Consider the following 12,226-nt stretch of genomic DNA (forward strand, 5'->3'; position numbering starts at 1 on the left):
ATTCCGATCGCTCCCTAGCTAGTCATGTCTCAAATACACATAAGCCAGCACGAAGGCTGGCTTATGGTTGCTCGAACTAAAGGTCGGGGTCAGGCTGCTTGCGGGGCTTCCGCCGGCTTGACCGCTTCTTCGTAAGAGACCTGCTTATCGGTCACATTGGCCTTCTGCAGAACAGTATCTACAACTTGCTCTTCCAGTACAACCGAACGCACCTCGTTCAGTTGCTGGTCGTTCTTGTAGTACCAGGACACAACTTGCTCAGGCTCTTGGTAAGCGGAAGCCATCTCCTGAATCATCTCGCGCACGCGGGCTTCGTCAGGCTTGAGATCGAACTGCTTGACCACTTCGGCAACGATCAGACCCAGCACTACACGGCGCTTGGCCTGCTCTTCGAACAGCTCGGCCGGCAGTTGATCCGGCTTGATGTTGCCACCGAACTGCTGAACGGCCTGCACGCGCAGACGGTCGACTTCATTGCTCAGCAACGACTTCGGCACTTCGATCGGGTTGCCGGCCAGCAAGCCTTCCATCACCTGGTTCTTCACCTTGGATTTAATGGCCTGACGCAGCTCACGCTCCATGTTCTTGCGCACTTCAGTACGGAAACCTTCCAGGCCGCCTTCCTTGATGCCGAACAGGGCGAAGAAGTCGTCATTCAGCTCCGGCAGCTTAGGCTCGGAGATGCTGTTGACGGTAACGCTGAACTCAGCCTCTTTGCCGGCCAGATCCAGGTTCTGGTAATCGGCCGGGAAGGTCAGCTTGAGCACGCGCTCCTCACCAGCCTTAGCGCCAACCAGACCCGTTTCGAAGCCCGGAATCATGCGATTGGAGCCCAGCACCAGCTGGGTGCCTTTGGCCGAACCGCCAGCGAACACTTCACCGTCGACCTTGCCGACGAAATCGATGTTCAGTTGATCGCCATCCTGAGCAGCACGCTCGGCTGTCTCGAAACGGGTGTTCTGCTTGCGCAGGATTTCCAGCATGTTGTCGAGATCCGCATCCGCCACATCGGCGCTCAAACGCTCGATGGCGATGGAGTCGAAAGCGGCGACCGTAAACTCAGGGAATACTTCGAAAGTCGCTACGTATTCCAGATCCTTGCCCTTTTCGAGGACTTTAGGCTCAACGGATGGCGCGCCAGCCGGGTTCAGCTTCTGCTCAACCACAGCTTCGTAGAACGAAGACTGGATCAGGTCACCCACAGCCTCTTGACGCGCATCTGCCTCATAGCGCTGACGAATCACGCTCATTGGCACTTTGCCTGGACGGAAGCCCGGGATCTTGGCCTTTTGGGCGGTCTGCTGCAGACGCTTGTTGACCTGGATCTCGATGCGCTCAGCTGGCACGGTGATGCTCATGCGGCGCTCAAGAGCAGAAGTATTTTCAACAGAAACTTGCATGGGTATTCCTCGCTGCACAGACGTTAGCCGGCCGTTTCCGGCCCCAGAATCAAGGGCATGCATTCTAGTGGGTCAAACTGAAGAAGTCACCACACTGAGAAGCGGGGAGGAAAACGGGAGGGAAACTATATATAGAAGGTGGTGCGGACGGAGAGACTCGAACTCAACACCAGAGCCCCGAACACACCTGTAAGCCTGATTTACTGCGGCCCGCACGTTATGCGAAAGCCTGTATTTGTTCCCAAGTCATTCCCAAGAATGAAGGGGTGCGCACTGTAAGAGCCTCGCCGCCCTTGGTCAACCGGTTTTCAGGTTGCCCCATCGGAAAAAGGTAATTTTGGTTAGGTTTTCTCTGCCAACGACTTAAAGCCTCTATTTTCAATGACTTAACAGACATTCATAAAGGTAATTAAATAGTAATTTCTTAGTAATCAACTTACCTCTATCCATGGTTTTCAGAACGAAAGAACAAACCCAGTTAAATCAGTCACTTACAGAAAAATTACCTTTCACCTAACTAAAAATCACCACTTTGGGTAATCGCTCCAGCCCAGCAACCACGGGGGCCAGAGCACCACTCAACCCACGCGCCGACCAAAATTACCTTTTCCCGCTATGCCTCATGAAAACGGAGCGCTCAGCAAGCCCCCTGGGAGGCTGTAGAAACACCGCTTGCCGCAGTTCTGCAGGGTTTTGCGCCGCAAAGATAACCCCGCCAGCCCCGACGCAGGCCGCTGCCAACCCCATGCAGGGGGTGAGGAAAAAGCGACCTATTTAGCCCGCAGGCTGGCGGGGGGACGGCGCGCGCCAGGACTCTAGAGACAGAAGGGCTTCGAGAGCGCTATCAAATGCTAGGCGAGCAGAAATACAGCCTGCGCCTCGTAGCCTGGGAAGGAGGATTACGATGGAACATGTGTCACCGAATTACGGAGAGAGCGCTTTTAACTGCCCACGTTGCGGGGCTTATGCACACATGACTTGGCATCATCTCGTCTATGCGGACAGAAAAGATTCGCTTTCGACCATGGCGGTCTGCGCCAAGTGCGACAAGCCTAGCGACTGGTTGTCTCACGGGAGACGGATGATCTACCCCGATCAAACGCTTGCTCCGAGGCCTGCCCGAGATATGCCTGAGGACGTGCGACTTGATTACATCGAGGCAGCTGCCGTTTTTAGCCACTCGCCGCGAGCGGCAGCAGCCTTACTGCGGCTTGCGCTTCAGAAATTGTGCGTGCATTTAGGTGAAAAGGGTGAGCGAATTGACGATGACATTCGTGCGCTCGCCAAGAAAACGTGTTGCCCCAGTTGCTGATTTAAGGTAGCGGACACTGTCAGAATTACAGGTAACAACGCTGTTCACCCAGGCGAGATGGCTGCTGAGGACATCGACCACATCGCATCCAAGATGTTTCAGATGCTCAACTTGATCGTAGAGAAAGGAATTTCGGAGCCGAAAGAATTAGAGGCCCTCTACCAACTGGTTCCTGAAGGCCCTAGGCAAGCTGCAGAGCGGAAGGACGGCGCGGCATAAGGCAGCTGGAGCAACACCACCCCGAGCGCCGTGCTGCAGGCCATCGCTGGGCGCAACCAGCTCACCGCCCGCATTGCCGCCGCCCTGGCCGAGCAGCCCATTCTCCAACTCGACCAGGCCAATGAGTCCGACGCCAACATCCTCACCCGCCTCGGCGAAGAGTTCGACGCGGTGGCCACCGCTACCTGCAGGCCGACCGCGAAAGCTACGACGGCGTGCGTGCCTACTACTACAACGTCAACAGCGCCAAAAAGCAGAAAGCCATCGCCGGCGGTGGCGACAACCTCAAAGACCTGCGCCACACCTACAGCGACGAACAATTCGCCCTGCACGCCGCCCGTGCCGAATGGAACCGCCTGCAGCACGGCAGCGCCACCCTCACCTACAACCTGGCCAAAGGTCGCCCGGATCTGATCCCCGAACCCACCTACACCCTGGTCGGGGTCAAAGGCGAGATAGACGCCATCATCTGGCACGGCGGCAACGTGCAACACAGCCTCACCGCTGACGCTGGCTACACCACTAGCCTGGAGCTGGAAAGCCAACTGCCCGAAGACACGATTGATGATCTGTACGAGGAAGACGCCGGCGACTACACCGGTATCATTGCCTACTACCGCGACGCCAAAACCGCTGCCGAGAAAACCATCACCGCCGGCGACCAGGCCAAGCCGCGAAGGCTGCGCCACCTGTACGCAAGCAAGGCGAGTGCGCAGCGGGCAGTGGAACGGGTAATGACGAAAGTGACATAAAACACATGATGGCACTTTGCTTTTTTAGCTGCTGTGATCTACCAAGGATACTGTTAATGGATTCATCACTGACCAGCGATAGAAAGGAGTCGTTATGGATATCTCTAGCATCAAAATCGCAGCTGTATCTGTAATCTCAATATTTTGCATAGGCTGCGGCAGTAACATTAGACAGCCGTCCAACACTGGCACCGATGAAATATATGGAACCTACATGTTTTCATCACCCTGTCACTCCGACATTAAATACACAAAGCCGGCGGAATTCGTTGCTGGCGCAGCTGCAATACTTGCTGCCGAAGCCGCTAAGATTGGAGTCGACATGCTCGGTAAAGCAATCAAAAAAGCAGCTACCGACAAAGTCGAAACCACAACCGTCGTATCAAATCAAATCAAGATTTCTGACATCTCAACGACTGACAACGCGCAGTGTCTACATATAGTCAGAGCCAAGTTCGAGCACTCCACAAACCCCAGCCCCACAACAGACTTTTTCGAGGTCGGCGCTGGTGCTGGAGGAACTTATACCCCAACGGTACTTACTATCTCTGGAACACCAGAACTACACGCAGAGATCCTGCCAGTAGTTAAAGGCAACGCTATAGCTTTTGTGCCATTGAGCATAAAGTATTACGGCTTTACCCCAAGCGAATATGAAGAACAAGAACCCAGGGACATTTCGATATTCATAGGCTATGTCAAACCTGACAAAGATGCGACCGAAGGAGACTTCCCTGGCAGGGCCCTTGACTTGGGAGTCCTAGATGCAAAGAACAAGGAACTTGCCAAAGTAAGCTTCGTGCATGAAGGAAGTGTTTTATCCGCCAATCAAACACAATTCCTAAAATTAGACTTTGATGAGGAGCAGCTCAATAGTCCAATGTCATTTGCGGCGACCGTGATAGAAACCAAGAAGGCTGGTGAAATGGCAAAGTTTTGGGCGTCAGTTTTCGAGGCCTCGGACGAGCAGCTTAAAACAGCCGCAGCAACTGCTGTCACCGAGCTTGAAGTCTTCAAAAGCAAACAGGAAATAGAGCAAGCAAAATGGGATAACGAAGAGGCCAAGAACACAGCAAAAAATGAATACTACAACGCAGCACAATTAGTTATTGCAAAACAGGAAGAGCTTCAAGAGCTTTGCGCTGGCACCCCAAAGAAGTCAGAAATATTCAAAACAAAATCCGAACTATTTAACCTTGTAAACTCCGCGAACCTGTTGAAGAAAAAAGCGAAAGTCGGGGATGCTGACTTCAAGCCTGAGCCACCGAGTGAAAGTTGCTAAACATACTGAGGGTGAAGTTTAAGTTCACCGCACCCTCGGCAGCTCCAACCACCAGCAGGTATACCCTGGCGAGCGGAGCTCGCTGTTTCATCACCTACTGCCGGTGGCAGGTACGCGAGCGTGAGCCTAGAACTGAAGGGTAAACTACCTGAGAGCCGCATAAAATTGGGTCCATAAAACGGGGTTAAAATGGGGTGGTTAAAATGGCATAAAATGGGGTCACATAAAATGGGGTCAGACCCCATTATTCGGACGGCGATGACCACCGCTACCTGCAGGCTGATCGCGACAGCTACGACGGCGTGCGCGCCTACTTCTACGACGTCAACAGCGCCACATCGCCGGCGGTGGCGACAACCTCAAAGACCTGCGCCACACCTACAGCGACCAACAATCCGCCCTGCGCGCCGCCCGCGCCGAGTGGAACCGCCTGCAACGCGGCAGTGCCACCCTCAGTTATTCCCTGGCCAAAGGCCGGGCGGACTTGATCCCCGAACTCACCTATACCCTGGCCGGGGTGAAAGCGGAGATAGACGCCATCATCTGGCACGGCGGCAACCGTGCAGCACAGCCTCACCGCCGATGCGGGCTACACCGTAAGCCTGGAGCTGGAAAGCAAACTGCCCGAAGACACGATCGATGATCTGTACGAGGAAGGCGCCGGCGACTACACCGGCATCATCGCCTACTACCGCGACAAGAAAACCGGCACCGAAAAGACCATCACAGCCGGCGACCAGGCCACACCCAAGCGCCTGCGCTATCTCTACAGCGAGAAAGCCAGCGCTCAGCGGGCAGCGGATCGGGAGTGGAGCAGCTAAAGGATGATGCTCATATCGGATGAGCGGCAGGACTGATATTCGCTGCGATGGGCATTCAAAGCTATCAATAAAGAGGTGTACAGGCAGTTACTTCCACGTTCATGGGATTTCATCATGAATCTTCCCCTTCTTATAGCAACGTCACTAACCTTTTCCTCTCTAGCTCAAGCGTCAGAACTCATGCTCGGCGAAACTCGCCAACATTCCGAACAAGTCGGCCCTAGCATTCGGTACCAAGTGGGAAGAATTTGCGAAACTGGGGATGGGGTTTCCCAAGACGACCAGCGTCTCATTCAAATCCTTCGCAAAAACGCTGAAAATGGCAATGACCTTGCACAGGGGGAGTTGGGCCTAAAGTACGATCTTGGCATCGGCGTCCCCGAGGATAATCAACAAGCCATTAAGTGGTATACAAGGGCAGCCAAGAACACTAATCCGCACTCTCAATTCTGCCTAGGCCTGATGTACAAGAAAGGTGAAGGCGTGCAGCAGGACTACCAGCAGGCTTTTGCATGGCTGGCCGTGGCTTGTGAAAACGACCCCAACAATCAATCCTATAAAAATGCCAAGAGCGAAGTGGCATCTAAACTTAACTCTAAGGACTTGGTGGAAGCCGAGAAATTGGCGAAGCGATATATTGAACTATATGGCTTTAAATGATAAGAATAGTTATTACTTCCGCAGGCATTAAGACTGCCCCTAGTTTAGGCCAGGGGCAGCGCTGCCTTACTCGGCTGACTGCGCGTACGCCTCCGAAATCCACAGGATGTCCCCGCGCTGTCTCTTGCTCAGCGAGTAAAAATGGTAAAAATGGGGTCTGACCCATTTTTCCCGAAGACACGATCGACGACCTGCACGAAGAAGGCGCTGGCGACTACAGCGGCATCATCGCCTACTACCGCGACAAGCAAACCGGCAGCGAACAGACCATCACCGCCGGCGACCAAACCAAACCCCGCCGCCTGCGCTGGCTCTACGCGGAAAAGGCCAGCGCCAAACGGGCGGCGGGTCGGGAGTGGGCGAAGATGCAGGAAGAAGGGAAATAAAAAGGCCCCGAACCGGGGCCTTTCATTATAGAGATCTAACTAGTATTAAAATTCGAGGTTTGTTTTTATGAGATACAACCTTTAACACTCTCGCCTCGACATTCCCAGACCCCAAGAATTTACTAAAGCTTGGGGATAACGCTCTACTGAGGTAACCAATCTTATTGTTTAAGCAAACCACCTTAATAGCGCACTCATCAAACTCGTTTTCCGGCTCCAACACAAAATCTACGAGATCACCCTCACTAAACAGTGAAACATCATCTACGTAATATTGAATGCCAGAAACCTCAACCACCAAATCCAAAGGTGCTTTAGCATCACTCAAATCTGGACACAGCTCAAAAGTATCACTAGCAAGCTTTGCCCCTGTGTACGCGAGCAAAGAAAAGTCCGACCCTTTAAAATCTACCGGCAAGCTATATTGTGCCAGATACTCTTTAAAGTCCTCTCTCTTTCTTGGCGGCAACCTACGTACGAATACATCCATTGCGCCAGAATGAGAACCTATTGATCCAGTCCTTTCAAAGGCTGGAAACCCGTCAAAACCCTCATTTAAAGCAGCTGAATAATCAGGGCTTTTTTTCAGGTAACGAAACACCGTATCGTCACCTTCCTTAACTAACTCGCCAACAACACGGCGGTGCCGTGCCTTATCTTCACGCGAATGATGCCAAACAAGGTATAAGCGAGTTGGTTCAAATATGTTTTCAATGGCGTTCATTGAGTGTTTCCAAAGCTATTTGCACACGACGCTCGGTCAGCCGTAGAACGAAATCTGCACGTACCCTGCTGAAGGTACCACCTTCCGGCATCGGAAAGGCTACGCAATCATCCAAAATTTTAGCTAGCGCATCAACATCGAATGCCTTGAGCTTCCTGACCAGCAGAGACTGAACAAGAAGGTTGTGCGTGGCTATAAACCTCATTGAGTCGACATGCCCAACCCTCTCCAGATTGTCTCGCGCGTATCTGAAGTGGTGGTTGCCTCTTCGAATGTATCTATCTAGGGCCTCATCGTTCCATTGAGTAAACTTCGCAGGAAGAAGTTCATGACCTAGGCTAGTTCCGTTGTCAAACCAAGGTGCAAAACTCCATTTCACTTCATAATTTCTGCCACGCCTCTTAGCAACACTTTTCGGAAGTTCCACCACCCGAAGCAAATGCCCCCAATTATCTTGATGCCTATCAGTATTCCCAATAATAGTATCGAAGAGCATCATCGACCAGAAATCATAAATATGATTATCACCTATGACAGAATTATTATAGCTGATCGCATTCTGCAAATTGTGTTGAGTACCCTTCTCTCTATCAAATCCAGGTATTACCTTATGATAATGGTTGCCTGCCGCAAAAAACAATGACTCCCCCTCTTTGTAAAACCATTCGCTCAATGCGCCACAGAGGCCGGTATTAGACTCATATGCTGCATAAACCGGCGGCGCCGGAACATGCAAAAGCAATGATATTTGATAGGCAACAATTTCGGCCCAAAACTGCTCAGGATAACGACCAGATGAGCGCTTAAACATATATCGCCAATCCGGCCTTATGAACTCCATGACTCCTTCCAGGGGAGAAAAAACGGTTCGTTTTGGACGTGCACCTTCTGGATACGCACCCAAAAACGCTTCATCATCAGGCCAAGTCGCAATATCTATAGGGTCAACTTGAAGCATCTAATATTTCCCCTGACATCAATAATTGCTTCTCAGCAAGAACTTTTTCTATTAAAAGTTCATCCCTCATGATTAACACCTCTTTCGGTGCTTCCACCGACACCCTAACTTTCCCGCCAGCAATCGCCCCGATGTGCACCGTGATGCCGTCGGGCAACAGGTGCTGCAACAGCTTCTCAGTGTCTACGCCTGGGTCAATCGTAAGTCGGATCTGTTCGCCTTCGTGGCGTGTAACCGTGAGGTAGCCCATGACCGCATCCTTGCGTCTGTGGTTAAGAGTACATTCGATGTTGCGATGAGCATCAGCTACGCGCGTTTAATTTTTACCGTTTGTATCTTTATCTGCGCTCATAGCATCAAGCTCCTTCTGTATAACCGCCTTATTCGAGTCATCCTGCAAGCGCTTATACTCCTTAGAGTTCGTAAGCGCCTCAATCCCACTCATTAGTGCCGAAGCCTTCGTCACAGGTTTAATCTTCTTCAGCTCGTCGCCAGCCTTCTTGAGCTCTAAATTTGCCTCCATGACGAGTCCATCCTTAACCAAGATAGCCTCTTGCAACTCTGCAACCTTATGTTTAAATCCACTTAAGGAGGAATCTCGCTTTGCCACAAGCTGTTCAAGCTCTGCGAGCCTTCTAAGTTTTGTCGAGTCATCCTTACCTTTCAATCGCAGATTACTCAGTTCAACTTCAAGCTCACCGACTGCGACTTCATGATCTAACTCTTTAGCTTTAAGGTCACGAACCTGCTGCCCTCTAGCCTCTAACGCTGCCTCAACTTCCTGAAGGCGTTGATTCATTTCTTTTTTCAACACCAAAGACTCTTCAATCGTAAGAGGTGTTTCCATATCAATCTTCTGTCGTAGGGCTTTAAGTGCCCTATTTTGCTTTAGCGTGTAATCCAAAACATTGATCGACACCCGAGGGTATACATATACATACGCAAGCGCGCCCAGCAACGGATATAGCACACCACAAAGGATGACAGCCCAACCATCAGGAAATACATCATTTGCTATATATGTGACTTTTTCTACAGCTTTCATTTCGCCAAAAAGAATTAAAACAACTGGATAATTCACTATCAACCAAGAAACCAGGAAAGCCCCACTCAATGGATTAACCAACCTTTCACGCAAGCTCAAAGTAAATGAATCAATTAAATCCTTCATGCCTTCATCTTCCTGGCCCACTTTTGGGTGCTCAAAATCTCGCCGGTTTCGCAGTCCGTGATGTCTCCCATGATGCGATCGACACGGAATGTTCTTTCGGCTTCACGGTCGTGGCACTCACCTTTGATATAGGTGGCCGTAACGGAGTGAGCGGTGATGGTCCGATAGGTGATGTCCCCATCGGAGTCCTCGTAGGTGAAGGCAATTTCGCCCCGACTCCAACCATTTCGGATAGCACGGGTAGCCGCAACTGGCTGCGCTTTAGTTGTCTTCAGGCCAAGGGCTTTGCGCTGTGCATTCGAGAGCAGCGTAGGTCTATGCAATAAGGGCTGCTGTAGCGCTCGACCCTGCGCATTGGTACGGCGCACCAACAGACGAAGCCCACCACAACTGCGCCCATAACAAAGCCGATCAAAGCATCCATACCAATCTCCCTGTCATTCCTTTGTTTTGTAATTCGCCAGCGCCTCGGCCACCCGATCAACCGAGGCTCTGCTCTCTGGAGACATCAACTGGTAACGCGTCAGCAGTTGTCCCTCAGCAACGCTGATGCTTTTAGCCGCCTGCGGAGTACGGACTCCGGTCACCACATACAGCACGTCAACCCCCGCCTCTGCCACAGCCGCTAAATACACGGCGTCCGGGCTTCGCTCGCCTTTTTCGTATTTCCCTTGAGCATTGGCTTTCACGCCGCCGATCTCGCCGAACGCAGCTTGCGATAGGACTAGCCGCCCCCTTTCTTCACGTAGCCGCTCACCACTTCCACTCATTTGAATAGATAATCCAATTTACACCATTCATATGAATGGCATCCTCTGCCGTATTGAATGGATTTGAATGATGCCCGCTACCCGCACACCAGCACAAGCAAAGGCCTGGCTCGAAATGCAGGGGAAATCCGTGCAGGAATTTGCCCGCGAAAACACCCTTGATCCGGCAACTTGCTACCAGGTTCTCTCCGGAAAAATAAAAGGCAAACGCGGCGAAGCTCACCGCGCCGCAGTCTTACTCGGCATCAAAGAAGGTGTGGTCGCACGGTAATGCGCCCAGGGACAGGGGAAAACGAGAAGATGAAGCGCCCAATTCTAGAAACACGCCGCCAGGTCATGAGCACCGTGGTCAGCGCCTACCCGGGCGGTCGTGAATGCGCCGCCGCCCGCCTTGGCCTGCCAGTGAAGAAGCTCGACAACCACGTCTACGAGAACGCCGGCAGCCAGCCGCTGACCGACGCCCAAGTTCACCAGCTCGAGGAACAGGCCGGTACCACCCACCTGCCGGACTACATCTGCGCCCTGTATGGCGGCGTATTTGTGGCCATGCCAGAGCAACAGACTCTGGACAACGTCGAGCTGTACCGGCTCGCCCTGGATGCAGACGTGAAGGAAGGCACCATCGCTCGCACCCTGACAAGTGAGGACATCGATGAGTCCGAGCGGGCCGAAATCATCGCCGCACACCGTGAGCACATCGCCGCCCGCCACAGCGAAGTCGGCGCCGTTATCACCCTGCACCGGAAGACCAAACCATGAGCGTCTACAAGCTGGTTTACCCGGCCTGCGGTGGTCGCATGCGCATCCGTAACAGCGAAGGGCAAACGCCTACCTTTCGCAGCGTATATGCCCAGTGCCTGTACCTGCCATGCAGTCAGTCCTTCAGCAGCACGATGACCTGGGACTACGCGCTCAGCCCGTCGAAATCGGTGTCACCGCCCGGGACAACAAGACGGTGAGGCCGCAGAAAGTGCGCTTTGTCTTCCACTGTTCCACCACCAGCGCGGCGCACACCAGTTCGGACATGCTGCTCAAGGGTTTCTGGCGCCCGCACCTGGCGGCAGTCGGCGTGCGCTACCGTAGCCCGAACAACTGCCGGCACACCTACGCCAGCCAGCTGCTCAGCACCGGCGCCGTGCCACTCGATTGGATTGCGGACCAGATGGGGCACACACCTACCGCCATAATCTGGCGGCACTACGGCAAATGGATCAACCAGGACGGCCCCGACATGGTGGGCCTGCTCGAGCACGCGCTAAAGCTCTGAGCCACCGCCCAGAAACGACAAAAGGCAGCCCTTTCGGAGCTGCCTTTTTTGTTCGTCATTCCCAAAGTGTTCCCAAATTGCTCCCTTTCGGCGAGCCTTGAAAACTTTCCCCTTTGAAAACAGCCGCTTAGATGGTGCGGACGGAGAGACTCGAACTCTCACGCCTTGCGGCGCTGGAACCTAAATCCAGTGTGTCTACCAATTCCACCACGTCCGCGTAACAGGCCTTGAAGCAAAGACGCCAGACTTTTAGGTCTGGCGTCTTTTCGAATATGGGGTGGACGATGGGGATCGAACCCACGACAACAGGAGTCACAATCCTGTGCTCTACCAACTGAGCTACGCCCACCATATTGCGTTACTTGTGCCAAACAGCCTAGTGGCGTGCCCGGCAGGACTCGAACCTGCGACCATCCGCTTAGAAGGCGGATGCTCTATCCAGCTGAGCTACGGGCACTTGGCTGTGCTCGACAAGCGGGGCGAATGTTATATACAGCTTTACCC

At 52.8% G+C, this 12,226-nt stretch carries 14 protein-coding genes, 3 tRNA genes and 3 pseudogenes; 10 read left to right on the forward strand and 10 right to left on the reverse strand.

Features of this window, described 5'->3' with window-relative positions; all coding sequences use genetic code 11:
• Nucleotides 1-89: 89 nt before the first annotated feature.
• Nucleotides 90-1,400: a trigger factor gene (tig, locus tag AC3IYG_RS12345; protein WP_489308769.1), complete on the reverse strand. Its 1,311-nt coding sequence runs from the start codon at nt 1,398-1,400 to the stop codon at nt 90-92.
• 1,126 nt (nt 1,401-2,526) lie between these two features.
• On the opposite strand from tig, the gene AC3IYG_RS12350 reads away from it, so the two are divergent.
• The 6 genes and pseudogenes from AC3IYG_RS12350 to AC3IYG_RS12375 all read left to right on the forward strand — a co-directional run.
• A complete protein-coding gene (locus AC3IYG_RS12350; protein ID WP_489313902.1) occupies nt 2,527-2,712 on the forward strand; it encodes a DUF4145 domain-containing protein in 186 nt (61 codons plus the stop codon).
• Nucleotides 2,713-2,934: 222 nt separating this feature from the next.
• Nucleotides 2,935-3,683: pseudogene (locus AC3IYG_RS12355) on the forward strand (phage late control D family protein); the annotation flags it as partial.
• 94 nt (nt 3,684-3,777) lie between these two features.
• The gene (locus AC3IYG_RS12360) at nt 3,778-4,965 is read left to right on the forward strand and encodes a hypothetical protein (RefSeq protein ID WP_489308771.1); all 1,188 of its coding nucleotides are present in this window, start codon (nt 3,778-3,780) and stop codon (nt 4,963-4,965) included.
• Nucleotides 4,966-5,216: 251 nt separating this feature from the next.
• Nucleotides 5,217-5,786, forward strand: a pseudogene (locus AC3IYG_RS12365) (phage late control D family protein); the annotation flags it as partial.
• A gap of 114 nt (nt 5,787-5,900) precedes the next feature.
• On the forward strand, nt 5,901-6,446 hold the full coding sequence (locus AC3IYG_RS12370) for a tetratricopeptide repeat protein (RefSeq protein WP_489308773.1): 546 nt from the start codon (nt 5,901-5,903) through the stop codon (nt 6,444-6,446).
• A gap of 170 nt (nt 6,447-6,616) precedes the next feature.
• Nucleotides 6,617-6,832 (forward strand): annotated as a pseudogene (locus tag AC3IYG_RS12375) (phage late control D family protein); the annotation flags it as partial.
• Nucleotides 6,833-6,857: 25 nt separating this feature from the next.
• Here the strand turns inward: AC3IYG_RS12375 and AC3IYG_RS12380 are convergent.
• The 6 genes from AC3IYG_RS12380 to AC3IYG_RS12405 form a co-directional block, all read right to left on the reverse strand.
• The gene (locus AC3IYG_RS12380; protein WP_489308774.1) at nt 6,858-7,556 is read right to left on the reverse strand and encodes an HIRAN domain-containing protein; all 699 of its coding nucleotides are present in this window, start codon (nt 7,554-7,556) and stop codon (nt 6,858-6,860) included.
• Nucleotides 7,543-8,514, reverse strand: coding sequence for a hypothetical protein (locus AC3IYG_RS12385; RefSeq protein ID WP_489308776.1), 972 nt, complete (start codon nt 8,512-8,514; stop codon nt 7,543-7,545). The genes AC3IYG_RS12380 and AC3IYG_RS12385 overlap by 14 nt, the downstream gene beginning before the upstream one ends.
• Nucleotides 8,501-8,764, reverse strand: coding sequence for a carbon storage regulator (locus AC3IYG_RS12390; RefSeq protein ID WP_489308778.1), 264 nt, complete (start codon nt 8,762-8,764; stop codon nt 8,501-8,503). The genes AC3IYG_RS12385 and AC3IYG_RS12390 overlap by 14 nt, the downstream gene beginning before the upstream one ends.
• A 66-nt stretch (nt 8,765-8,830) precedes the next feature.
• The gene (locus AC3IYG_RS12395) at nt 8,831-9,685 is read right to left on the reverse strand and encodes a hypothetical protein (protein ID WP_489308780.1); all 855 of its coding nucleotides are present in this window, start codon (nt 9,683-9,685) and stop codon (nt 8,831-8,833) included.
• Complete coding sequence (locus tag AC3IYG_RS12400) at nt 9,682-10,053, reverse strand: WYL domain-containing protein (RefSeq protein ID WP_489313903.1); 372 nt, start codon at nt 10,051-10,053, stop codon at nt 9,682-9,684. Before AC3IYG_RS12400 ends, AC3IYG_RS12395 begins: the two co-directional genes overlap by 4 nt.
• 69 nt (nt 10,054-10,122) lie before the next feature.
• Nucleotides 10,123-10,455, reverse strand: a complete 333-nt coding sequence (locus AC3IYG_RS12405; RefSeq protein WP_489308781.1) for a helix-turn-helix domain-containing protein — start codon at nt 10,453-10,455, stop codon at nt 10,123-10,125.
• 70 nt (nt 10,456-10,525) lie between these two features.
• Here AC3IYG_RS12405 and AC3IYG_RS12410 point away from each other — a divergent pair, with 70 nt between their 5' ends.
• From AC3IYG_RS12410 to AC3IYG_RS12425, 4 genes are read left to right on the forward strand one after another with little or no spacing between them, the layout of a single operon-like run.
• Nucleotides 10,526-10,726: a DNA-binding protein gene (locus AC3IYG_RS12410; protein ID WP_489308782.1), complete on the forward strand. Its 201-nt coding sequence runs from the start codon at nt 10,526-10,528 to the stop codon at nt 10,724-10,726.
• 29 nt (nt 10,727-10,755) lie between these two features.
• Complete coding sequence (locus AC3IYG_RS12415) at nt 10,756-11,214, forward strand: YmfL family putative regulatory protein (protein ID WP_489308783.1); 459 nt, start codon at nt 10,756-10,758, stop codon at nt 11,212-11,214.
• Nucleotides 11,211-11,414, forward strand: coding sequence for an ogr/Delta-like zinc finger family protein (locus tag AC3IYG_RS12420; RefSeq protein ID WP_489308784.1), 204 nt, complete (start codon nt 11,211-11,213; stop codon nt 11,412-11,414). The genes AC3IYG_RS12415 and AC3IYG_RS12420 overlap by 4 nt, the downstream gene beginning before the upstream one ends.
• Nucleotides 11,324-11,722 carry a site-specific integrase gene (locus AC3IYG_RS12425; RefSeq protein ID WP_489313999.1) on the forward strand — a complete coding sequence of 133 codons (399 nt, stop codon included), beginning with the start codon at nt 11,324-11,326 and terminating at the stop codon, nt 11,720-11,722. The genes AC3IYG_RS12420 and AC3IYG_RS12425 overlap by 91 nt, the downstream gene beginning before the upstream one ends.
• Nucleotides 11,723-11,854: 132 nt before the next feature.
• Here AC3IYG_RS12425 and AC3IYG_RS12430 read toward each other — a convergent pair.
• From AC3IYG_RS12430 to AC3IYG_RS12440, 3 genes are all read right to left on the reverse strand, one after another.
• A tRNA-Leu gene (locus tag AC3IYG_RS12430) sits at nt 11,855-11,939 on the reverse strand.
• A 56-nt stretch (nt 11,940-11,995) separates the two neighbouring features.
• Nucleotides 11,996-12,071: transfer RNA gene (locus tag AC3IYG_RS12435), tRNA-His, on the reverse strand.
• 31 nt (nt 12,072-12,102) lie between these two features.
• Nucleotides 12,103-12,179, reverse strand: a tRNA-Arg gene (locus AC3IYG_RS12440).
• Nucleotides 12,180-12,226 lie beyond the last annotated feature (47 nt).

The organism is Pseudomonas sp. KH_027, from assembly GCF_057838565.1.